Below are 21,694 nucleotides of genomic sequence, written 5' to 3' on the forward strand. Positions count from 1 at the left end.
CATGACCGATCCGCACCAGTCAGCCACCTCGCCCGGCATGGGCCAGGGGGACGTCGAGCACCGCGCCGCGATCGCCGAGGCGCTCGGGAAGGAGGTCTGGCCCGCCGACCGCGAGACGCTCGTCGCCAAGGCCCAGGAGTCGAACGCGCCCGGCCGGGTGCTGGCCGACCTGCGCCGGCTGCCCGAGGGGCAGCGCTTCGAGAACGTGCAGGAGGTCGCCCGGGCGCTGGGCATCGGCACCGAGCAGCACCGGTTCTGAGGAGGCCCGCGTGGTCACGCAGAAGGAGCCCAGCCCCGAGGCGCTCGCCAACGTCACCGAGCACAACATCGAGACGCGCGCCGACCTGCTGCCCGAGGAGGCGGCCATGAAGGGCAGCGGCATGGAGGAGGTCGCCGCCGAGATCATCCTCGCCGAGTCCGAGGAGCGCACCGTCCACACCGACCCCGACGACGCCCAGGGCGCCCACCGGCAGTCGGCGGAGACGGCGGACCTGCCCTGAGCGAGCGGCACGAACACCCCGTCCAGCTGCGCTGGTCGGACACCGACGTCTTGGGGCACGTCAACCACGCCCGCGTCCTCGGCCTGCTCGAGGACGCGCGGCTGGCGATGGTCGACCCCACGCCGGGCGCGGGCATCATCCTCGCCCGGCTGGAGGTCGACTACCTGCGCCAGGTCCGCTACCGGGCCGGCGAGCACCTGACCGTCGTCGGCACCGTCACCCGGCTGGGCCGCAGCTCCATCGGCCTGCGCCAGGAGCTCGCCCAGGACGGGGAGCCGGCGCTGCGCGCGGAGATGGTGCTCGTCAACTACGACTACGCCGCCGACGCCAGCGCACCGCTCACCGGCGCGCAGCGCGCGCACTGGTCGCGGTGGCTGGTGGAGTGAGCGAGGCCTCCGGCGTCCGGTACGTCGACGTGACCGCCGACGTCCGGCTCCGCGTGCGCGTCGCCGGCTCCGGGCCGCCGGTGGTCCTGCTGCACGGCCACCCGCGCACGCACACCACCTGGCACCGGGTCGTCCCGCTGCTGGTGGCCGCCGGGCACACCGTCGTCTGCCCCGACCTGCGCGGCTACGGCCGCTCCACGGGGCCGGCACCCGACGCGGAGCACCGCGCGTACGCCAAGCGGGCGGTCGCCGGTGACGTCCGTGCGCTGATGCGGCTCGTCGGCCACGAGCGGTTCGCCGTCGTCGGCCACGACCGGGGCAGCTACGTGGCGCTGCGGCTGGCGCTCGACCACCCGGAGGCGGTGACCGCCCTCGCGGTGGTCGACTGCATCCCGATCGTCGAGCACCTCGACCGCTGCGACGCGCGGTTCGCCGGCGCCTGGTGGCACTGGTTCTTCTACGCCCAGCCGGAGAAGCCGGAGCGGGCGATCGGCGCCGACCCCGTCGCCTGGTACGGCCTCGACCGGCCGGGTGTGGCCGCCGCGCTCGGGGAGGACAACCACGCCGACGTCGTCGCCGCGGTGCGCGACGCCGCCACCGTGCGCGCGATGCTCGAGGACTACCGCGCCGGCCTGACCGTCGACCGCGCCGACGAGGAGGCCGACCGGGCCGCCGGCCGCAGGGTCACCTGCCCGACGTTGGTGCTGTGGTCGTCCCGCGACGACCTCGAGGACCTGCACGGCGACCCGCTGGCCATCTGGGCCGGCTGGACCACCGACCTGCGCGGCGGCGGTCCGGTCGACAGCGGCCACCACGTCGCTGAGGAGGCGCCGCAGGAACTGGTCGTCGCGTTGCTGCCCTTCCTCGCGGGTAGGTGAGCGTCATGCCGAAGACGACGAGGAGCGGTGACGCGAAGGCCGAGGAGCTCCCCAGCACCCTGCAGCGCTCCGACGAGAAGGCGCAGCGCACCTGGGCGAAGACCCACGACTCCGCCGTCGGGACCTACGACGGCGACGAGCAGCGGGCCAACCGGGTGGCGTGGGCCGCGGTCAAGCACACCCACGAGAAGGTCGGCGACCACTGGGAGGAGAAGGACCACAGGGGGCCGAGCGACGCCCAGGCCGAGGGCGGCGCCGACACCGACCGGGAGACCAAGGGCGGCGTCGACGCCAACGCCACCAAGGAGCACCTCCTGGACGTCGCCAGGCGGCTCGACGTGCACGGCCGTTCCCGGATGACGAAGGACGAGCTGGTCGACGCCATCCAGAAGGCGAACGACAGGAAGACCGCCGAGGCCCGCAGGAACCAGCGCTGACGGGGTACCGGAACGGCATGAGCAGCCCACGTCCCCTGACCGACCAGGTCGTCGTCGTCCTCGGTGCCTCCAGCGGCATCGGCCGGGCGACGGCGCTCGAGTTCGCTCGGCAGGGCGTGCCGCGCATCGTCGTCGCCTCCCGCGGCGTCGAGGCGCTGGGCACCCTGGTCGACGAGCTGACCGGCCTGGGCACCGAGGCCGTCGCCGTGCCGACCGACATCAGCGACGAGACGGCGGTGCACGACCTCGTCCGGTCGACCGAGACGCGGTTCGGGCGCATCGACACCTGGGTGACCGTCCCGGGGGTCAGCGTCTACGGCAACGTGGTCGACATCGACCTGGCGGAGTTCCGGCGGGTGCTGGAGGTCAACGTGCTGGGCCACGTCGCCGCGGCCCAGGCCGCGGTCCCGGCGCTGGAGCGTGCCGGCGCGGGCGGGCTGATCGGGATCGGCTCGGTGCTCGGCTACCGCGCCGTCCCCCTGCAGGGCCCGTACGCGGCGAGCAAGTTCGCGCTGCGGGCGTTCTACGACGTGCTGCGGATGGAGCTCGCCGAGGCCGGGTCTCCGGTCTCGGTGTCGACGATCCTCCCGGCCAGCATCGCCACCCCCTTCTTCGAGCACTCCCGCAGCAAGACCGGCTTCGTGCCCAAGCCCCCGCCGCCGGTGTACGCGCCGGAGGTCGTGGCGGACGCGGTCGTCCGGGCCGCCACCCACCCGCGCCGGGAGGTCCCCGCCGGCGACGCCGCACTCGGCTTCATCGCCGGGCAGCGCTTCAGCCCCGCCCTCACCGACGCCGTCCTCTCCGTCGCCGGCCGGCCGACGCAGATGACCGACCGGCCCGACGACGGCACCGACATCCTCGACACCCCCACGCCCGGCCCCGGCAGCGTCCGCGGCAGCCACGCCGACCAGGCGATCCGCACCAGCCCCGTCACCCGGCTGGCCGGGACCGTGCTGCGGCCCGGGGAACTGCTGCTGCGGGCGCGGCAGCGCATGCCGCGCCGCTGAGTCAAGCGGCGGGGACCGTCCACAGCTCCCGCTGCGGGCAGCCCAAGAACGACGTGCCCGCCGGGGTGAGGACGACGGCCTCCTCGACCGCCAGCCGCAGCGCCTGCCCGCCCCACTCGGGGACGGTCGTGCGCACCGCCAGCTCCAGCGCGTAGACGGTGTCGGGGTGCAGCACCCGGTCGCCGTCCCCGCGCACGCCGCGCTGGGCGTCCCACCGGCCGATCGCCGGCCCCGCCCCGTGCCCGTGCACGCCCACCGGGTGCGAGTACACCTCCGCGGTCAGCCCCTCCGCGTCGGCGGAGGCGCGGGCCGCGGCGAGCACCTCGTTGCCGGTGCGGCCCACCGCCATCGCCTCGGCGGTCAGCGCGCGCATCCGCGTGGCCGCCGTCCAGGCCGCCTGGAGGCCGGGCGGAGGAGCGGACTCCCCGGGACGCAGCAGGTAGGCGCTGCGCTGCAGGTCGGTCACCAGGCCCAGGCTGGCCAGGCCTGCGTCGCAGGTGACGAGGTCACCGGGCTCGACGGCGGCGTCCTGCGGCAGGGCCGGCAGCGCCACGTCGCCGTGCCCGCGCAGCCGGACGCCCGCCCGCTGGACGGTGACGCCGGGGTGGAACCACGGGGGCACGCCGCGGTCGGCCAGCTCCTGGTGCAGCCACCACGCCAGGTCGGCCGCCGTCGTGGTGCCGGGTGTCACCGCGGCGGGGGAGAGGGCGCGGGCGAGCACGTCGTCGGTGAGCCGGTTGAGGGCGTCGAGGGCGGCGACCTCCTCGGGCAGCCGGGTCTCCAGCCAGCCGACGACGAGGTCCTCGGCCGGGACCAGCCGCTCCGCCCACGGGCCGAGGGCGTCGGTGAGCGCGCGGTGCTCGGTGACCGACAACCCGTCGGCGAGGGCGCAGGAGGCCGAGACGTCGATCCCGATCCGGCGTGGCGCGGCCTGCTCGACGATGCGGCGCACCGCGGCCCACTGGTCGCCCTCGCCGGGCGACCACCCGGGCAGGTACTGGCCGACGGGGTAGCGGGACACCGCGACCGGCGTGACCCCGTCGTCGCTGCGGTGCAGCACGAGCACGGTGCGCCGCCGGGCGGACAGCCACGCGGCCGGGAGCAGGGTGGCCAGCACCGGGTCCTCGTTGTTCTCCCGGCCGACGACGACCCACAGGTCGATCCCGGCGCGGTCCATCAGCCCGGGCAGCAGGTCGAGCAGGCGCTGGGTCAGCCACCGGTCGCGGACGTCGGCCTGCTGCCGCAGCGGCAGCGGCACGGTCCGCGTCGGGTCCGGGACCACCAGCGTCATGCCGACCAGGGAAGCAGAGAAACGCCGTTCCCACCGGGTGGAACGGCCCCGCTGCAGGGGCGTCCTCCGTCAGCCGGCGTCGGAGGGCGCGTGCCCCGGCAGGGCCGGGCCCGGGACCGTCGGGGGTCCCAGGCGCTCGCCGTCGGGCGTCGGCCGGGGCCGCGGCGGGCTGAAGCCGGCCACCCGGTCCCGACCGCCCTGCTCGGCCGTGTACATGGCCGCGTCGGCGCGGTCGACGAGCCACCACAGCGCCGCGGCCGCGTCCTCGCCGTCGACCGGCCGGGTCAGCGCGATGCCGATCGAGGCGGTGACGGCGGGACCGTCCTCGGTCCGGGCGCCGGCCACCGCCAGCCGCAGCCGCTCGGCCAGGCGGCCGGCCTCGCCGGGGTCGCCGACGATGCCGAGCACCACCAGCTCCTCCCCGCCGAGGCGGGCCAGCACGTCGCTGGGCCGGACGGTGTCGGCCAGCGCCCGCGCCACGCTCTGCAGCACCGCGTCCCCGACGGCGTGCCCGTGGACGTCGTTGACCTGCTTGAAGTGGTCGAGGTCGATGACCATGGCCGCGACCCGCAGGCCCCCGCGACGGGCCTGCCGCCAGGTGCGCGGCGCCTGCTCGACCAGGTGCCGCCGGTTGGACAGGCCGGTCAGCGGGTCGCGCAGGACGAGCGCCTCGGCCGCCGCCAGCAGCCGCCGCTCCCGGCGCCGCAGGACGCTCACCGCGAAGGAGACCAGGTCGAGCATCCCGGCGCTCACGCCCACCTGGACGGCCAGGGCCACCGGGTCGGGGTAGCTGCTCCACATCGCGACCAGCACCGCCAGCGGCGTGGCGACCATGTTCACCGCCAGCATCCACGGCCGCAGGAACCAGGCGGCGACCAGTGCGGGGAACAGCAGCATCAGCGGCGTCGCGTAGCGCACGGGGTCGTCGATGCACAGCGCGACGACGACGTAGACGAGGTCGCCGAGCAGCACCAGGGCGAAGGTCTGCCACCGGCCGATGCGCCGCCGCACCAGCAGCGGCACCGCCATGAGGACCAGTGCGGCCATCGTCGCCGCGTAGACGGGGCGGCCGGGACCGTCGCGGACGACGTCGTCGAGGGCCAGGTTCACCAGGCCCGTGCCGCCGCCGGTGAGGAGCAGCACGGCGAGCAGGACGGCGGCGACCCCGCTCTCGGTGCCGGGGCGCCCGGCGGGGGGCGGCCGACCGTCCGGGCCAGCGGGTGACGCGGGACTCACGCGCAGGAGGATGCCCCACGTCAGGGGCGGAGCGGGCGACCACGCGCGCGACCTGCGGCGGTGCGGGAGGGTGGGGCCCGGATGCCGTCCGGGCAGGGTCCCGGCGACGGCCGACGACGAGGAGGTGCGCCCGTGGCGCAGGGACCGTGGTTCTACTGCCTCAAGCACGACACCGTCGAGGACCGGGACGGGTGCGCCGAGCGCCACCGGCTCGGCCCCTACGCCACCCGGGAGGAGGCCGAGCGCGCGCTGCAGTCGGTCGCCGACCGCAACGAGAAGCTCGACGCCGAGGACCGGGAGTGGCGGGAGGGCGACTGACCCGTTACCGGCACGGGCCTCCTCAGCGCCCGGCGCCGGCCAGGTCGAGCAGGCGCGGCACCACCTCGGCCGGCGCGGGCATGGCGGCCATCTCGGCGGCGACCTCGCGCGCGGCTCCGGCCAGGCCGGGGTCGCCGACCAGCCGCTCGAGCACCGCCGCGGTGACCCCGCCGGGGTCGACCGCGATGCCGGCCCCGCGCGCGGCCACCAGGTCGGCGTTGGTACGGCGGTCACCGGCGCCCCGCACGACCAGCTGCGGCGTCCCGGCGGCCAGGGCGGTGAGCAGCGTCCCCGCCCCGCCGTGGTGCACCACCCCGGCGGCGGCCGGCAGGACCCGCGGGAACGGCAGCCAGTCCGTCGTCGTCACCTGGGGCGGCAGCCGGCGGCGGGTCACCCACCGCTCGGGCCGCACGAGGACGACGTCGAGGCCGGTGCCCGCGGCCGCGGCGGCGACGTCGGCCATGAGCCGGTCCCGGCCCGGCGAGGACACCGTGCTGCGGCTGACCAGCACCCGCGGCCGGATCCCGGGACGGGCGTACCTCTCGTCGAAGGGACGGTCGGGCGCCCAGGGGAGGAACCGCACGGGCCGGCCCTCCCGCGGCCCGACGAGGCTGGGCGGTGCCGTCGTCACCGTCTCCACGGGCGGCGGGGGAGCGGTCAGGCCCCGGGCGGGCGCGTAGACCGCCAGCGCGGCGTCGCGCAGCCGGCCGGCGTCGAAGAGGTTGCCCTCCACGAGCACGGCGGGGACGTCCAGCCGTGCGGCGGCCTCCACCCCGGCCGGGGCCAGCGGCTCGTGCACGACCAGGTCGGGCCGCCACCGGTCGGCCAGCGCGACGGTGCCGGCGGCGGTGCGGGCGCCGAGCGCGCCGAACAGCAGCCCGACGGCCGTGGTGCCCCCGCGCCCGGCCAGTTCGCGGCGGGCCAGGAGCGGGTGCCGCAGCATGATCCGGCCGAACAGCGGCCCCAGCCGCAGGCCCGGCGCGACGTCGGTGGGCGAGAGCTGCGGCGGGCAGACCGCGACGCCGTCACCGGCCGTGGCGACGACCACCTCCGCGCCGGCGTCCCGGAGCGCGAGGGCGAGGGGGACCAGCGGCAGGACGTGTCCGGTCAGCGGGGAGGCCACCACCAGCACGCGCACGGCGGCCAGGCTGGCCCCGGCACCGTCCCGGCACAAGGCGTTCCGCCGCGGCCCGGACCGCGCGACGATGGGCCGGTGGTGCTCGCGCACGCCGTCGCCGTCCTGCACGCGGCGGTGGTCCTGTTCATGCTGACCGGCTCGCTGCTCGCGCTGCGCCGGCCCGTGCTCGTGCGGCTGCACGCGCCGGTGGCCCTGGTGGTGCTCGGCATCAACCTGGCGGGTGCCCCATGCCCGCTGACGACGGTGGAGCTGGCCCTGCGCGAACGGGCCGGGGCGCCGCCCTACGACGGCGGGTTCCTCGGGCACGTCGTGTTCGGCCCGGTCGGTCTCGACGTCGGGTCGGCCGCCGTCCAGGTCGGGATGTACACGGTGGCGCTCGGCCTCAACGCCGTCGGCTACGGCCTGCTGTTCCTGCGGACCTCCCGGCCGGTCGCCCGGCGGTGACGCCGCCCCCGGGAGGACTACTCGAAGGAGTGCTCGGGGCCGGGGAAGACGCCGCCGCGGACCTCGTCGGCGTACTCGCGCGCCGCGCGCAGCAGCTCCCCCCGCAGGTCGGCGTACTTCTTCACGAACTTCGGCACCCGCCCGCCGTTGAGCCCGGCCATGTCCGGCCAGACCAGCACCTGCGCGTCGCAGTCGGGCCCGGCGCCGATGCCGATCGTGGGGATCGACAGCTCCTTCGTCACCTGGGCGGCCAGCGCCGCGGGCACCATCTCCAGCACGACGGCGAACGCGCCGGCCTCCTGCACCGCGTGCGCGTCGGCCAGCAGCTGCTCGGCCCCGGCGCCGCGGCCCTGCACGCGGAACCCGCCGAGCGCGTGCTCGCTCTGCGGCGTGAAGCCGATGTGCGCCATCACCGGGATGCCGTTGTCGGTGAGCAGCCGGGTCTGCGGCGCGACCCGCACCCCCCCCTCGAGCTTGACCGCCTGCGCGCCGCCCTCCTTCATCATCCGGACGGCGCTGGCGAAGGCCTGCTGCGGACCGGACTCGTAGCTGCCGAAGGGCAGGTCGGCGACGACCAGCGCACGCTTCGTCGAGCGGGTGACCGCCTTGGTCATCAGCAGCAGGTCCTCGACGGTCACCGGCACGGTCGAGGAGTGCCCGAGGACGACGTTGCCGGCGGAGTCGCCGACGAGCAGCACCGGGATGCCGGCCTCCTCGAAGACGGCGGCGGCGTAGGTGTCGTAGGCGGTGAGCATCGCCCACCGCTCGCCGCGCTCCTTGGCCTGCAGGAGGTGGTGGATGCGCACCCGGGCGGTCGACGTCCCGCCGTACAGCACCGACTCCGTCATGCCTGCGCTCCCTCGCGGACGCTGGGCAGGCTCTCCCGCCAGCGGTTGGTGACGGGCAGCCGCCGGTCGCGGCCGAACGCCTTGAGGCTGATCTTGGTACCGGGCGCGGACTGCCGTCGCTTGAACTCGGCGACGTCCACCAGCCGCAGCACCCGCGCCACCACCGCCGGGTCGTGGCCGCGCTCGAGCAGCTGGGCCATCCCGAGGTCGCGGTCGACGTAGTCGGCGATGACGGCGTCGAGCTCCTCGTAGGAGGGCAGCGAGTCGCTGTCCTTCTGCCCGGGGGCGAGCTCGGCCGACGGCGGCTTGTCGATCGAGTTCTGCGGGATCGGCTCGGTCTCGCCGCGCTCGCGCGCGTACCGGTTGCGCCAGCGGGCGAGCTCCCACACCAGCGTCTTGGGCACGTCCTTGATCGGCGCGAAGCCGCCGGCCGCGTCGCCGTAGAGCGTCGAGTAGCCGACGGCGACCTCGCTCTTGTTGCTGGTGGCCAGCAGCAGGTGCCCGTGCTGGTTGGACAGCCCCATGAGCAGCGTCCCGCGCACCCGGGCCTGCAGGTTCTCCGCCGCCGTCCCCGACAGCTCCACCGAGGACTCGAACGCGTCGACCATCGGCGCGATCGGCACCGTGGAGAAGTGCAGCCCCAGCCGCCGCGCGCTGTCCTCGGCGTCGGCGAGCGAGTGCTCCGAGCTGTACCGCGACGGCAGCGCCACGCCGTGCACCCGGTCGGCGCCGAGCGCGTCGACCGACAACGCGGCCACCAGCGCGGAGTCGATGCCGCCGGAGAGGCCGAAGACGACCGAGGGCATGCCGTTCTTGTCGATGAAGTCCCGCAGGCCCAGCACCAGCGCCCGCCAGACCTCCTCGGGGTCCGACAGCGGCTCGGCCACGGACGCCGGCCGCGGCTCGAACGCGGCCACCGGCTCCTCGGAGAGGACCGTTCGGGTGACCGTCATCGGCCCGATCCGGCCCTCCCGCCGCTCGGGCACCCGGCCGCGGTCGAGCACGAGGTCGACGCAGAGCAGGTGCTCGACGAACTGCGGCGCGCGGGCCAGCAGCTCGCCGTCGGCGGAGACCGCGAGCGAGTCGCCGTCGAAGACCAGCTCGTCCTGCCCGCCCACCAGGTTGCAGTAGACGATCGGGGCGCGGGCCTCCGCGGCGCGGCGCTGCACCAGCGGCAGCCGCAGGTCGTCCTTCGCCCGCTCGTAGGGCGAGGCGTTGGGGGAGACGACGAGGTCGACGCCGGCCTGCCCGGCCACCCCGCACGGGCCGCCCTCGACCCAGAGGTCCTCGCAGATGGTCAGCGCGACGTCGGCGCCGTGCAGCCGCACGACCGGCAGTTCGGTGCCGGGGACGAAGTAGCGCGCCTCGTCGAAGACGCCGTAGTTAGGCAGGTGCCGCTTGGCGTAGCGGGCCACGACCTCCCCGCCGTGCAGCAGCGCCGCGGCGTTGCGCGGGGCGCCGCGACGGGGGTTGGCGTCGCCGGGCCGGTCGCCGTCGGCCGGCACCTGGTCCACCGGTGCCGGGCCGGCGCCGTGGGTGTGCGCCAGGTACCCGACGACGACGGCGACCCCGCCGAGGCCCCGCTCGGCGAGGGTGGCGGCGAGGTCGGTGAGCGCCCGCTCGCTGGCCTGCGCGAACGACTCGCGCAGCACGAGGTCCTCGGCCGGGTAGCCGGTCAGCGTCATCTCGGGGAACACCACGAGGTGGGCGCCGTCACCGGCCGCCTTCTCCGCCCACTCGACGACGAGCGCGGCGTTGCCCTCCAGGTCGCCGACGCGGGTGTCGACCTGGGCCATCGCCACTCGGAGCTGCACGGGTCCGCTCACGCCGTTCATCCTCGTCCTGCGCCCCCGGGGACGGACGGTGGGGCCGTGTGACCCATGCCACAGCCCGCCCTGCACCGGGGGCGCCGACCGGCCTCAGCCGTCGGCGAGCGCCGCCAGCTGCTCGGCGTGATCGCGCTGGTGGGCCGGGAGGAACGCGAGCAGGTCGGCGAGGCTGACCGGGCCGTCGACCTCGTGCACCCCGACGGCGCCGAGCCGGTCGGACCGCACGGCCGCGACGGTGCGCAGCAGCTCCGCCTGTGCGGCGGCCAGCCCGGCCGCGAGGACCGCCGGCGGGGTGGCGCGGTAGCCGGCGACCCGATCCGGCTCGTCGGGGACGAAGTCGGCCAGCGCCGGCCGGTCCTCCAGACCGATCCGCCGGATGCGGTCGGTGAACACCCGGGCGCTGTCGCGCAGGTGGCCGGCGACCTCCTCCGGGGTCCAGTCCAGCTCGCTCGCGTAGGCGGGGAAGTGCCCGAGGGCGACCAGGCGGCGGCGCGCCTCCGGCGACAGCGGCCGGGAGCGCCCGGCGGCCCGGGCCAGCAGGGCGGCCACCCGGTCCTGCTGCGCGGCGAGTTCGGTCACGGCGGCGGCCACCGAGCCGGCCAGGGGAGGAGGCGTCGTCGTCACGTCGGGCAGCCTCGCCGACCGCGGGCCGGCGCCACCAGCGGCAGGACGGCCGTCGTCCGCGGGGATCCTGCCGGCCCGGGGTCAGTCGCCGAGCAGGCCGCGCTGGGCCTCCGGCGGCCACCACGCGACGACCTTCGTCCGCAGCTGGGCGCCCAGCCGGCGGTAGAAGCGCTGGGCCGCGGTGTTGTCCTCGCGCACCTCCCAGCGGACGACGAGGTCCTCGGCCGCCACCCGCCGGGCCAGCTCGGTCATGAGGAACCGCCCCACCCCGGCGTCGCGGTGCCCGTCCCGGACGAACAGGTCGTCGAGCGCCAGGACGTCGGTGCCGAGCCACAGGTGCAGCCGCCGCAGGGCGGAGACGTAGCCGACCGGCTCGCCGTCGCGCTCGGCGAGCAGCACGAGCACGTCGGGCCGGGCCAGCATCGCCGCCCAGGTCCGCTCGTCGCTGCCGACGTCGGACACGTCGCCCTCGGCGGCGGCGATCTCGCGCACCAGGCGGAGCACGACGGCGGCGTCGGCGGGGCCGGCGCGGCGGGCGGTCGGGGTCGGGCCGGTGGCCACGGGAGCTCCTCCAGGGGGACGTCGGGCGGGGCGGGGGTCCCCGCACCACGCGGGCGGCGGGGCGGTCGTGTGCCGGCGGCCTGGACCGGGCACGCTGTGGGCGGCGACGACACACGCAGGAAACGGGCGGACGCGATCATGGCCAGCATGGACCGGCAGCAGGAGTTCGTCCTGCGCACCCTCGAGGAACGCGACATCCGCTTCGTGCGGCTGTGGTTCACCGACGTCTCGGGCTATCTCAAGGCCGTGGCGGTCGCGCCCGCCGAGATCGAGGCCGCCTTCGCCGAGGGCATCGGCTTCGACGGGTCGGCGATCGAGGGCTTCGCGCGCGTCTACGAGTCGGACATGCTCGCCAAGCCCGACCCGGCCACGTTCCAGGTGATGCCGGCGTCGAAGGGGCAGCCGAGCGACACCGCGCGCATGTTCTGCGACATCACCCTGCCCGACGGGTCGCCGGCCTGGGCCGACCCGCGGCACGTGCTGCGCCGGGCGCTGTCGAAGGCCGCCGACATGGGGTTCACCTTCTACACCCACCCCGAGGTCGAGTTCTTCCTGCTGGAGGACCTGCCCACCGACGGCAGCCCGCCGAAGCCGGCCGACAACGGCGGCTACTTCGACCTGTCCACGCACAACGTGGCGCACGACTTCCGGCGCGAGGCGGTCTTCGCCCTGGAGGCCATGGGCATCTCGGTGGAGTTCAGCCACCACGAGGTCGCGCCCGGGCAGCAGGAGATCGACCTGCGCTACGCCGACGCGCTGTCGATGGCCGACAACGTGATGACGCTGCGGCACGTCGTCCGGGAGGTCGCGCTGGCCCAGGGCGTGCACGCCACCTTCATGCCCAAGCCGTTCACCGACCTGGCCGGCTCGGCGATGCACACCCACGTGTCGCTGTTCGAGGGCGACCGCAACGCGTTCCACGACCCGTCGGACCCGATCCGGCTCTCGACCACCGGGCGGCAGTTCATCGCCGGCCTGCTCACCCACGCGCGCGAGCTCACCGCCGTCACGAACCAGACGGTCAACTCCTACCGGCGGCTGCTGGCCGGCACCGAGGCCCCGACGGCGGCCACGTGGGGCCGGGCCAACCGCTCGGCGCTGGTGCGGCTGCCCTCCTACAAGCCGAACAAGGGGCAGTCGGCGCGGATCGAGGTCCGCTCGCCGGACTCCGCGTGCAACCCCTACCTGACCTTCGCCGTCCTGCTGGCCGCGGGGCTGCGCGGGATCGAGAAGGGCTACGACCTGCCGCCGGAGGCCGAGGACGACGTCTGGTCGCTCACCGACACCGAGCGCCGCGCCGCCGGCTACGAGGACCTGCCGGTGTCGCTGGGAGAGGCACTCACGGCGATGCAGGGCAGCGAGTTGGTCGCCGAGACCCTCGGTGAGCACGTCTTCGAGTTCTTCCTCCGCAACAAGTGGGAGGAGTTCAACTCCTACCGGCAGAACGTGACGCCCTTCGAGCTGAAGCGCTACCTGCCCGGCCTCTGAGGGACGCGCGGGCGCACGGACCTCGGGACGGGTGCCCGACGCCGCCCGCCCGTCCGCTCGCCGTCGCCGCGGACGGCGCTCGACCCGGCCTCCTGGGGCGTTCCTCGTGCTCCGGGAGCCCTGCAGGACCCCGATTCACGAACGACGCCCCAGGAGCGGCGCCCGAGCCGTCTCCCGCGCGCGGACGGCGGAACGGTGGCGGGGCGGCGCCGAACTAGGCTCGGCCCCGTGCCCGACCGCCCCGCCCGCCTGCTCGTCGTCGTCCCCAGCGAGACCGCCCCGCCCGCGCGGCTGGGGGAGTGGCTGCGCGCAGCCGGGCTGGAGCTCGACGAGCGGCACCTCGACGCCGGCGACGAGGTCCCGGCCGACCTCACCGGCCACGACGGCCTGTTGGTCACGGGCGGCCCGCAGTCCAGCCTCGACGACGACGCCACCGAGCTGGCCCCCGTCCGCGCCCTGCTCGCCCGCGCGATCGCCGACGACGCCCCGACGCTGGCCATCTGCCTCGGCGCGCAGCTGATGGCCCAGGCCGGTGGCGGACGGACGCGGGTCGGCGCCGACGGGCCGGAGGTCGGCGCGGCGCTGGTGGCCCGGCGCGACGCCGCGGAGTCCGATCCGCTGTTCGCCCCCGTCCCGCTGAGCCCCGACGTCATCCAGTGGCACCACGACGAGGTCAGCGAGCTGCCCGCGGGCGCCACCCTCCTCGCGAGCAGCCCGCGCTACCCGCACCAGGCGTTCCGGGTCGGCCGGCGCTGCTACGCGCTGCAGTTCCACGTCGAGACCACGCCGGAGATCGTGCGGCGCTGGGCCGAGAGCGACCCCGACGGGGTCGCGTCCACGCCCTTCGACGCCGCCACCGTCGCCGAGCGGGCCGCCGCGGTGCACCCCGACGTCGAGGAGGTCTGGGCGCCCTTCGCCGACCGCTTCGCCGACCTGGTGCGCTCGGCCCGCGGCGCCCGGGTCTGACGGTGACCGTCTCCCGCGAGGTCCCGCGCCGCGCGGTCGTGCGGCTGGCCCGCTTCGGGTTCCTCGACGGCGAGCGGGCCGCGCTGATGCTGTCCGACCCCGCGCTGGGGCTGTGGGACCTCGAGCGCAACGAGCCCGCCGACCCCGAGGCCGGCCCGGTCGTGGCAGCACTCGCCCGGGCCGGCGACCCCGACCTCGCCGTCCGCTCGCTCACCCGCCTGGTCGAGGCGCTGGACGCCGCCGACCCCAGCGGCGGCTCCGCGGCCGGGCTGCTCGCCCGGCTGCGCGGCTCGGCGGCCCTGCGCAGCCGGCTGCTGGCGGTGCTGGGTGCCAGCGCGGGCCTGGCCGACCACCTCGCCGCCCACCCCGGTGACTGGACCGTCCTCGACGACGACGAGAACCGTGGCGCGCTGCGGCCCACCGCGCAGGCCCTGCAGCGGCAGCTGCTGGTCGCCGTCGGTGCCGACCCCGACGACCCGCCCTGGGGTGTGCGGCTGGGCAGGGCCGCGCCCGACGCCTCCCCGCAGCGGGTCGCCGCCCTGCGGCTGGCCTACCGGCGGGCGGTCCTGTCCCTGGCCGGGCGCGACCTGGGGGAGGGGCTGCCCGCCGAGGACGCCGCCGCCGAGCTCGCCGACATCGCCGCCGCCGTGCTCACCGCGGGGCTGGCGATCGCCGTCGCCGAGCAGCCCGACGGCGCCGCCCCGTGCCGGCTGGCGGTCATCGGCCTGGGCAAGTGCGGCGGCCGGGAGCTCAACTACGTCAGCGACGTCGACGTCGTGTTCGTGGCCGAACCGGTCGACCCCACCGACCCCGAGGCGCCTGCCGTGCAGAGCGCGACCCGGGTGGCCGCCGCCCTGATGCGCATCTGCGGGGAGGCTGCCTGGGAGGTCGACGCCGCCCTGCGTCCGGAGGGGAAGGCCGGCGCGCTGGTGCGCACGCTGGCCAGCCACGCCGCCTACTACCGGCAGTGGGCGAGCACCTGGGAGTTCCAGGCGCTGCTGAAGATGCGCCCCGTCGCCGGCGACCCCGACCTGGGCCGCGCCTACGTCGACGAGCTGTTCCCGCTGGTGTGGCAGGCCGGCGACCGCCCCGGCTTCGTCGCCGAGGTGCAGGCGATGCGCCGCCGGGTCGAGGACAACATCCCGCCGGCCCAGGCCGACCGGGAGCTCAAGCTCGGCCGCGGCGGCCTGCGCGACGTCGAGTTCGCCGTCCAGCTGCTGCAGCTGGTGCACGGCCGGGTCGACGTCCGGCTGCACGTCGGGGGCACCCTGCCCGCGCTGGCCGCGCTGCGCTCCGGCGGCTACGTCGGCCGCGACGACGCCGACACCCTCATCGCCTCCTACCGGTTCCTGCGCACCGTGGAGCACCGGCTGCAGCTGCTGCGGTTGCGGCGCACCCACCTGCTGCCCACCGACGAGCAGCAGCTGCGCTGGCTGGGCCGGTCCCTGGGCTACAAGCCCGACGCCCGCGGCGACGCCGTCGACGTGCTGCGCGCCGAGCTGTCGCTGCACACCCGTGAGGTGCGCCGGCTGCACGAGAAGCTGTTCTACCGGCCGCTGCTGTCGGCCGTGGCCAAGGTGCCGGCCGAGGCCGCGCAGCTGGGCAGCAAGGCCGCCGGCGACTGGCTGCGGGCCCTCGGTTTCGCCGACCCGCCCGGCGCGCTGCGGCACATGGGCGCGCTCACCGGCGGGGTGTCGCGGTCGGCGTCGATGCAGCGCTACCTGCTGCCGGTCGTGCTGCAGACCCTCGCCGACTGCGCCGACCCCGACGCCGGGCTGCTGGCCTACCGCCAGGTCAGCGAGGCGCTCGGCGGCAACCAGTGGTACCTGCGGCTGCTGCGCGACGAGGGGCAGGTCGCCGAGCGGCTGGCCCGGCTGCTGGGCTCGAGCCAGTACGTCGCCGCGCTGCTCACCCGCACGCCGGAGGCGCTGCGCATCCTCGCCGACGACGACGAGCTCGAACCGCGCGGTACCGCCGCCCTGGCCGGGGCGTGGCGCGCCGCCGCCGCCCGCTCCGCCGACCCGCAGGCCGCCGTCGGGGTGCTGCGCGCGCAGCGCCGCCAGGAACTGCTGCGCATCGCCTCGGCCGACCTGCTGGGCCGCCTCGACGTCGAGCGGGTCGGGCAGGCGCTGACCGACGTCGCCGTCGCGACCCTGCAGGTCGGTCTCGACGTCGCCGTCCGCGCCTGGGTACGGGACTCCGGCACCGCGGTCGAGGACGTGCCGATGGAGCTGGCCGTCATCGGGATGGGCCGGCTCGGCGGCGGGGAGATGGGCTACGGCTCCGACGCCGACGTGCTGTTCGTGCACCGCCCCCGGGAGGGCGTGGAGGACGGGAAGGCCACCCAGGCGGCCAACGCGGTCGCGCACACGCTGCGCCGGCTGCTCGGCGAGCCAGCGCCCGACCCGGCCTTCGAGGTCGACGCCGACCTGCGCCCCGAAGGGCGGCAGGGCGCGCTGGTGCGCAGCCTCGACGCATTCCGCGAGTACTACGAGCGCTGGGTGTCGGTGTGGGAGGTGCAGGCGCTGCTGCGCGCGGTGCCGGTGGCCGGCAGCCCGGAGCTCGGGGCGGCCTTCGTCGAGCTGGTCGACCCGCTGCGCTACCCGGCCGCCGGGCTCACCGACGCGCAGGTCGCCGAGATCCGCCGGATCAAGGCCCGGGTCGAGCGCGAGCGGCTGCCACGCGGCGCCGACCCCGCCACGCACACCAAGCTCGGCCGCGGCGGGCTGGCCGACGTCGAGTGGACCGTGCAGCTGCTGCAGCTGCAGCACGCGGGGGCGGTCCCCGCCCTGCGGGTGCCCTCCACGGTCGGGGCCCTGGCGGAGCTCACCGCGCACGGCCTGCTCGAGCAGGCGCCGGCCGACGCGCTGTGCGAGGCGTGGGAGCTGGCCAGCCGGGCCCGCAACGCCGTCTTCCTCGTCCGCGGCCGGCCCAGCGACCAGCTGCCGCGCCCCGGGCTGGAGCTGGCCGGTGTCGCCCGGGCCAGCGGCGCCGGCCCCGACGTCGACCCCGGCCGGTTCCTCGACGAGTACCGGCGCACCACCCGGCACGCACGGACGGTCGTCGAGCAGGTGTTCTACGGCCTGCCGCCCGGGTGACCCGGGTGTGCCGCCCGCGCCGCCGGGGCACGCTGGGGGAGTGAGTTCAGCCGTGCCCGCCGACGCGACCGCCGACCCGCCCGACCCCGCCGACGAGGGTGCCGCGGACGCCACCATCACGCCCTACCGCGACGGCCCGCTGATCGTCCGCGGGGACTTCCGCCTGGTCGACCAGGACGGCGCCGAGATCGACCCGGGTCGCAAGACGGTCGCGCTGTGCCGGTGCGGGAAGTCGGGCATCAAGCCCTTCTGCGACGGCACCCACAAGCGCTCGGGCTTCTCCGCGCCGAGCGCCCCCAGCCGGCCGCGCCCCGCCGCGGCGATCGTGCGGGAGGCCCGCCGGCCCGACCCGGCCTGAGAGCGGCGGTGGCGCGGGCCGGCCCCGTGCCCCGCCCGCGCCACCACCACCCCGCGTTCGGCGTCAGGCGTGCGTCTGGATGGCCTGCGCCATCCGGACCTGCTCCTCGAGCACGTCGGTGATCCGGGTCTGGACGGCGTCGAGGCGGCCGATCACCTCGCTGGTGGCGTGGATGCCCGCGGTCACCTGCTCGCTGCTGGTCTGGATGCCGGCGATCTGGTCCGACACCTGCTGGGTGGCCGCCGCGGTCTCCCGCGCCAGGTCCTTGACCTCGCTGGCCACGACGGCGAACCCGCGGCCGAGCTCCCCGGCCCGGGCGGCCTCGATGGTGGCGTTGAGGGCCAGCAGGTTGGTCTGGTCGGCGATGCCGGAGATGATCCGGATGACCTCGCCGATCGACGTCGACGCCTCGCTCAGCGCCGCCACCTCGCTGGTCATCGTCGACGCCTGCGCGACGGCGCTCGCCGCGACCTGTCCCGCGGCCGCGGCGGCCTCGCGCAGCCGGTCGACGGTGTCGAGGAGCTCGCGCGAGCGCTGCGCGTCTGCCGCGGCGCGGCGCAGCACGTCCAGCCGCTGCGACACCAGCTGCTGCACGTTGCGCAGCGCGTCGGCGCGGGAGGCGGACAGCGCGATGGTCTCGGTCACGAAGAAGTCCATCGTCCCGATGACCCTGCCGCCGGCGGTGACGGGGAAGCAGACGCCGGACTTCACCCCGGCCCGCTGCGCGGCGGGGCGCCGCACGCAGTCGGTGACCTCGGCGAGGTCGCGGACGAAGACCAGGTCGCGCCGCTCCCACGCCCGGCCCGACAGGCCGACGCCCTCGGCGAAGCTGGCCGCCAGGGTGACCCTGCGGAACTCCTCGCCGGCCGAGCCGGACTCGGTCTGGAAGCGCAGCACGTTCTCGGTCTCGTCCAGCGCCCAGAACGAGCCGTACGCCCAGCCGAAGGCGGTGCGCACGGTCTCCAGGGCGGTGCGGAGGGCCGACGCCTCGTCGACGGCCTCGCCGACCCTCGTGACGACGGTGGTGACGGCGGCCCGGTCGTCGAGCGTCTCGCGCAGGGCGGAGGTGGCCAGCGCCGACCGCCGGGCGTGGCCGAGCAGGCGGGCGATCGCCCGCCACTTCTCGCGGCGGACGCCGAAGAAGGGCAGCGGCGTGGCGCTGTGGAACTCGAGGACGGCGCTGACCTGCCCGTCGTCGACGGCCGGGTGGAAGCAGCCCTCCCGGGCGCCGGCGGCCCACGCGGTCTCCCACCGGAGGCACTGGCCGCGACCGGCGGGGGCCGTCGTCAGGTGGACGGTCTCCCGGTCGCGCAGCGCACGCCCGCCCATCCCCGCGGACTCGGTGAGCCGGCCGTCGTGCGGCCAGGACGCGGACATGGCCGGGGTCAGCGGACCGGTCTCCCACGCCAGCGAGAAGGCGCCGGTCGCGTCGGGCAGCCAGACGGCGCCGTACCCGAGGCCGCAGGTCTCGACGATCGTCCGGACGCCCACGACGTGTGCCTCGCGCACCGTGGAGACGCCGGCGTCGAGTGCCAGGACCACCTTCTCGAGGGTCTCGACGTCGCGCGGCATCTGCCGGGGGTCGAGGGGCCCGGCCGCAGCCGGGTCGTTCCGCCGCCACATGCGAGACCTCCGGGGTCGAGGACCCCGGGTCCTGCTCCTCGGGTGTCCACCCCGGAGGTTCGGCGGCGACCGGCGGATGTGCAGCCGGGAACCCGGACGGCGTCGTCCGTGACCGTCCGGGCGGTCAAGCGGTCAAGCGGTCAGGCGGTCAGGTGGTCAGGCGGCCAGTGCCGGCTCCGCGTACAGCGCCGACCGCCCGCCCTCCCAGGCGCCGAGCAGGTGGGCGGCGGCCAGGCCGTCGAGGGCCAGCGAGCAGGCGGCGCCGAAGAGGACGTCGTCGGTCAGCGAGGGGTCCTCGGCGACCAGCGAGCCGCACATGTCCACCGAGGCGATCTGCTCGTGGACGGCGTCGGCCTCGACGTGCTCGTCGTAGAAGACGGTCGTCCGCTCGTCGTGGCCCAGGCGGCGCAGCCCCGAGGAGTAGCGGCGGCTGGGCTCCGACGACGTCATCTCCACGCAGGCCAGGTGCCCGAGGGCGGCGCCGCGCCAGCGCCGGTGCAGCCCGAACAGCGACATCGTGTTGACCGAGGTGAAGGCGACCGCCGGGGCGACGTCCCACAGCTCCCCGTAGCCGGCGTCGAGGCCGAGGTCGCGCATCATCCCGGCGAACAGCTCGCTGTGCATGCGCTCGGCCGAGCCGCCGCCGTACTCGTCGGCCTGGATCTCGACCATCGCGGCCTTGGCCCGGCCGGACAGGCGCGGGATGGCGAAGGTGTGCGGATCGGCCTCCTTGAGGTGGTACACCGACCGCAGCGACAGGTACTCGCGCCACTGCTCCGGCGTGCCGTGGCGGGCCATGTGGCGCGACAGCGACGGGCCGTCGTCGGCGGCGATCAGCGCGGTCAGCTGCCGGTCCACCGGCTCCGCGGTGGCCGTCGTCGGGCCGGTCAGCTCGCGCAGTGCGGCCAGGTGCCGGCGCTCCAGGTGCGCGCGCAGGGTGAGCAGGTCCGGGTCCCACTCCAGCGCGTCGTCGACGCCGTCGAACCCGCGGTAGTGCAGCTCGTAGCAGACCGCCAGCGCCAGCTGCAGGTCGTCGTCGTGCAGCGGGTCGGCGGTGGCCCCGGCCGTGCTGCGGGCGAGGTCGACGGCGGCGGCGGAGACCTCGCCGGCGAGCAGGTCGTCACGGAGGGCGGCGGTCAGGGGACCCCTGGGCTCGGGCAGGCGCATGGAGCCGACATGCCCAGCGGCCCCGACTTCGATGCACCGTGCACGATGTGATGTCGCACCGGGTAGTGGCCGCCCATGGCAGACCTGCGCGACCGCGTCGTCCTCGTCACCGGCGGCAGCGCCGGCATCGGCCGGGCCACCGTCGCCCGGCTGGCGTCCGCGGGGGCGCGGGTGGTCACCTGCGCCCGGGACGGCGACCGGCTCGCGGAGGCGCTGGCCGGGCTGGACGGCGTCACCGGGGTGGTCGCCGACGTCGCCCGGGCCGGCGACCGGGAACTGCTGGTGCAGCGGACGCTGGCCGCGCACGGCCGGCTCGACGCCGTCGTCCTCAACGCGGCGGTGGGCTGGATGGGCCTGGTCGAGGACACCCCCGGCGACGTCGTCGAGCGCATCGTGGCCACCAACCTGACCGGCGTCGTCGAGCTCACCCGGCTGTCGCTGCCGCACCTGCTGCGGGCCGCCGCCGAGCACGGCCGGGCCGACGTGCTCACCGTGAGCTCGTCGGCCGGGCTGTCGCAGGTGCCGCCGCTGACCGTCTACTCGGCCACCAAGGCGGGCGTGCAGGGCTTCGTGTCCGGCCTGCGCCGCGAGGTCACCGCCCGCGGGGTCCGGGTGCACACCGTGATGCCCGGGCCGGTGTCCACCGAGTGGATGGCCCGCGGCCACGGATCCCCACCGGCCTCCGACGACGACGCCCGCGGCCGGCTGTCCCCGGGCATCTCCGCCGAGCGGGTGGCCGACCGGGTGGCCGGCTGCCTGACCTCGTACTGGTCCCGCTCGGTCGCCGTGCCCCGGGTCATGGGCCTGGCCCGCCTGGGCGAGACCTTCCCGGTCAACCGGGTGCTGGACGTGGTGGTGTCCCGGCAGACCGACCGGGTCCGGCGCGTCTCGGCCCGGATGGTCGACGAGCGGACCGGGTGAGGCGGCCGTGCCCTTCGACCCGCCGGTCGCCGTCCTGCGCACCGAGGGCGCCGACGGCTGGACGCTGGCCGAGCCGCTGACCTACCTCGGCCGCCGCGACCGGTTCGTCGTCCCCGCCGGGTTCGGGACCGACCTCGCCACCGTGCCCCGGCCGGTGCTGTGGCTGGTCCCGGAGTCGGGGCGCTACACGCTCGCGGCGGTCCTGCACGACTGGCTGTGCACCGTCGGCATCGCCAGCGGCGTGGTCACCTCCCGGGACGCCGACGGGATCTTCCGGCGGGCGATGCGCGAGGCCGGCGTCCCGGTGCTGCTGCGCTGGCTGATGTGGACCGGCGTCCGGTGGGGGGCCCTCGCCGACGCCGATCCCGCGCGCCGGCGCGGGTGGCTGCTGTCCGCGCCGGGCGTCCTGGCGATCTCGGCGCTGGCCGCGCCCCTGGTGCTGCCGCCGTCACTGCTCGTCGTCCCGGGGCTGGCCGTCTACGCGCTGCTCGAGCGCCTCGTGTCCGGGCGCGCCGGCGTCCGGCCGTGGTCGCGCCGGCGCCGCTGAACGGGCACCTCCAGGGTCACGGGCCGGTC

At 76.3% G+C, this 21,694-nt stretch carries 23 protein-coding genes; 14 read left to right on the top strand and 9 right to left on the bottom strand.

Annotated features, from left to right (window positions below; translation table 11 throughout):
• The first annotated feature begins 1 nt into the window (after window position 1).
• The 6 genes from BM165_RS11815 to BM165_RS11840 are packed head-to-tail and all read left to right on the top strand — an operon-like array spanning window position 2 to window position 3,208.
• The gene (locus BM165_RS11815; protein ID WP_075013883.1) at window positions 2-259 is read left to right on the top strand and encodes a DUF2795 domain-containing protein; all 258 of its coding nucleotides are present in this window, start codon (window positions 2-4) and stop codon (window positions 257-259) included.
• A gap of 10 nt (window positions 260-269) precedes the next feature.
• On the top strand, window positions 270-500 hold the full coding sequence (locus BM165_RS11820; protein WP_075013733.1) for a hypothetical protein: 231 nt from the start codon (window positions 270-272) through the stop codon (window positions 498-500).
• Window positions 501-526: 26 nt separating this feature from the next.
• On the top strand, window positions 527-886 hold the full coding sequence (locus BM165_RS11825) for an acyl-CoA thioesterase (RefSeq protein WP_280140711.1): 360 nt from the start codon (window positions 527-529) through the stop codon (window positions 884-886).
• Window positions 883-1,764, top strand: coding sequence for an alpha/beta fold hydrolase (locus BM165_RS11830; RefSeq protein ID WP_075013735.1), 882 nt, complete (start codon window positions 883-885; stop codon window positions 1,762-1,764). The genes BM165_RS11825 and BM165_RS11830 overlap by 4 nt, the downstream gene beginning before the upstream one ends.
• Window positions 1,765-1,769: 5 nt before the next feature.
• Window positions 1,770-2,201 (top strand): ChaB family protein, encoded by a 432-nt coding sequence (locus BM165_RS11835; RefSeq protein WP_075013884.1) that lies wholly within the window; start codon window positions 1,770-1,772, stop codon window positions 2,199-2,201.
• Window positions 2,202-2,218: 17 nt separating this feature from the next.
• The gene (locus BM165_RS11840; RefSeq protein ID WP_075013736.1) at window positions 2,219-3,208 is read left to right on the top strand and encodes an SDR family oxidoreductase; all 990 of its coding nucleotides are present in this window, start codon (window positions 2,219-2,221) and stop codon (window positions 3,206-3,208) included.
• 1 nt (window position 3,209) lies between these two features.
• On the opposite strand, the gene BM165_RS11845 is transcribed toward BM165_RS11840, so the two are convergent.
• Both BM165_RS11845 and BM165_RS11850 read right to left on the bottom strand, forming a co-directional pair.
• The gene (locus BM165_RS11845) at window positions 3,210-4,499 is read right to left on the bottom strand and encodes a M24 family metallopeptidase (RefSeq protein WP_075013737.1); all 1,290 of its coding nucleotides are present in this window, start codon (window positions 4,497-4,499) and stop codon (window positions 3,210-3,212) included.
• 69 nt (window positions 4,500-4,568) lie between these two features.
• Window positions 4,569-5,735: a GGDEF domain-containing protein gene (locus BM165_RS11850; protein WP_075013738.1), complete on the bottom strand. Its 1,167-nt coding sequence runs from the start codon at window positions 5,733-5,735 to the stop codon at window positions 4,569-4,571.
• A gap of 132 nt (window positions 5,736-5,867) precedes the next feature.
• Between BM165_RS11850 and BM165_RS11855 the strand changes: the two genes are divergently transcribed.
• A complete protein-coding gene (locus BM165_RS11855) occupies window positions 5,868-6,053 on the top strand; it encodes a hypothetical protein (protein ID WP_075013739.1) in 186 nt (61 codons plus the stop codon).
• Between the two features lie 22 nt (window positions 6,054-6,075).
• On the opposite strand, the gene BM165_RS11860 is transcribed toward BM165_RS11855, so the two are convergent.
• On the bottom strand, window positions 6,076-7,191 hold the full coding sequence (locus BM165_RS11860) for a glycosyltransferase (RefSeq protein WP_075013885.1): 1,116 nt from the start codon (window positions 7,189-7,191) through the stop codon (window positions 6,076-6,078).
• A gap of 75 nt (window positions 7,192-7,266) precedes the next feature.
• Here BM165_RS11860 and BM165_RS11865 point away from each other — a divergent pair, with 75 nt between their 5' ends.
• Window positions 7,267-7,635 carry a DUF2784 domain-containing protein gene (locus tag BM165_RS11865; RefSeq protein WP_075013740.1) on the top strand — a complete coding sequence of 123 codons (369 nt, stop codon included), beginning with the start codon at window positions 7,267-7,269 and terminating at the stop codon, window positions 7,633-7,635.
• A gap of 17 nt (window positions 7,636-7,652) precedes the next feature.
• Here BM165_RS11865 and panB read toward each other — a convergent pair whose 3' ends face one another.
• From panB to BM165_RS11885, 4 genes are all read right to left on the bottom strand, one after another.
• Complete coding sequence (gene panB / locus BM165_RS11870; protein WP_075013741.1) at window positions 7,653-8,483, bottom strand: 3-methyl-2-oxobutanoate hydroxymethyltransferase; 831 nt, start codon at window positions 8,481-8,483, stop codon at window positions 7,653-7,655.
• Complete coding sequence (locus BM165_RS11875) at window positions 8,480-10,309, bottom strand: NAD+ synthase (RefSeq protein ID WP_208976720.1); 1,830 nt, start codon at window positions 10,307-10,309, stop codon at window positions 8,480-8,482. Before BM165_RS11875 ends, panB begins: the two co-directional genes overlap by 4 nt.
• 93 nt (window positions 10,310-10,402) lie before the next feature.
• Window positions 10,403-10,936: a DinB family protein gene (locus tag BM165_RS11880; protein ID WP_177225174.1), complete on the bottom strand. Its 534-nt coding sequence runs from the start codon at window positions 10,934-10,936 to the stop codon at window positions 10,403-10,405.
• A gap of 81 nt (window positions 10,937-11,017) precedes the next feature.
• Window positions 11,018-11,497, bottom strand: coding sequence for a GNAT family N-acetyltransferase (locus BM165_RS11885; protein WP_075013744.1), 480 nt, complete (start codon window positions 11,495-11,497; stop codon window positions 11,018-11,020).
• Window positions 11,498-11,644: 147 nt separating this feature from the next.
• On the opposite strand from BM165_RS11885, the gene glnA reads away from it, so the two are divergent.
• The 4 genes from glnA (at window position 11,645) to BM165_RS11905 (ending at window position 17,407) form a co-directional block, all read left to right on the top strand.
• Window positions 11,645-12,985 (top strand): type I glutamate--ammonia ligase, encoded by a 1,341-nt coding sequence (gene glnA, locus BM165_RS11890; RefSeq protein ID WP_075013886.1) that lies wholly within the window; start codon window positions 11,645-11,647, stop codon window positions 12,983-12,985.
• Window positions 12,986-13,213: 228 nt separating this feature from the next.
• Complete coding sequence (locus tag BM165_RS11895; RefSeq protein ID WP_075013745.1) at window positions 13,214-13,951, top strand: type 1 glutamine amidotransferase; 738 nt, start codon at window positions 13,214-13,216, stop codon at window positions 13,949-13,951.
• A gap of 2 nt (window positions 13,952-13,953) precedes the next feature.
• Window positions 13,954-17,049, top strand: a complete 3,096-nt coding sequence (locus BM165_RS11900; protein ID WP_244274180.1) for a bifunctional [glutamine synthetase] adenylyltransferase/[glutamine synthetase]-adenylyl-L-tyrosine phosphorylase — start codon at window positions 13,954-13,956, stop codon at window positions 17,047-17,049.
• Window positions 17,050-17,089: 40 nt separating this feature from the next.
• Complete coding sequence (locus BM165_RS11905; RefSeq protein WP_083427277.1) at window positions 17,090-17,407, top strand: CDGSH iron-sulfur domain-containing protein; 318 nt, start codon at window positions 17,090-17,092, stop codon at window positions 17,405-17,407.
• Window positions 17,408-17,470: 63 nt separating this feature from the next.
• On the opposite strand, the gene BM165_RS11910 is transcribed toward BM165_RS11905, so the two are convergent.
• Both BM165_RS11910 and BM165_RS11915 read right to left on the bottom strand, forming a co-directional pair.
• On the bottom strand, window positions 17,471-19,030 hold the full coding sequence (locus BM165_RS11910; RefSeq protein ID WP_075013747.1) for a methyl-accepting chemotaxis protein: 1,560 nt from the start codon (window positions 19,028-19,030) through the stop codon (window positions 17,471-17,473).
• Between the two features lie 156 nt (window positions 19,031-19,186).
• Window positions 19,187-20,197 (bottom strand): iron-containing redox enzyme family protein, encoded by a 1,011-nt coding sequence (locus tag BM165_RS11915; protein ID WP_075013748.1) that lies wholly within the window; start codon window positions 20,195-20,197, stop codon window positions 19,187-19,189.
• Window positions 20,198-20,272: 75 nt separating this feature from the next.
• Between BM165_RS11915 and BM165_RS11920 the strand changes: the two genes are divergently transcribed.
• Both BM165_RS11920 and BM165_RS11925 read left to right on the top strand, forming a co-directional pair.
• Complete coding sequence (locus BM165_RS11920) at window positions 20,273-21,118, top strand: SDR family oxidoreductase (RefSeq protein ID WP_075013749.1); 846 nt, start codon at window positions 20,273-20,275, stop codon at window positions 21,116-21,118.
• A gap of 7 nt (window positions 21,119-21,125) precedes the next feature.
• Window positions 21,126-21,665 (top strand): DUF1353 domain-containing protein, encoded by a 540-nt coding sequence (locus BM165_RS11925; protein ID WP_075013750.1) that lies wholly within the window; start codon window positions 21,126-21,128, stop codon window positions 21,663-21,665.
• Window positions 21,666-21,694 lie beyond the last annotated feature (29 nt).

Source organism: Geodermatophilus obscurus (genome assembly GCF_900115395.1).
Lineage (GTDB): Bacteria > Actinomycetota > Actinomycetes > Mycobacteriales > Geodermatophilaceae > Geodermatophilus > Geodermatophilus obscurus_B.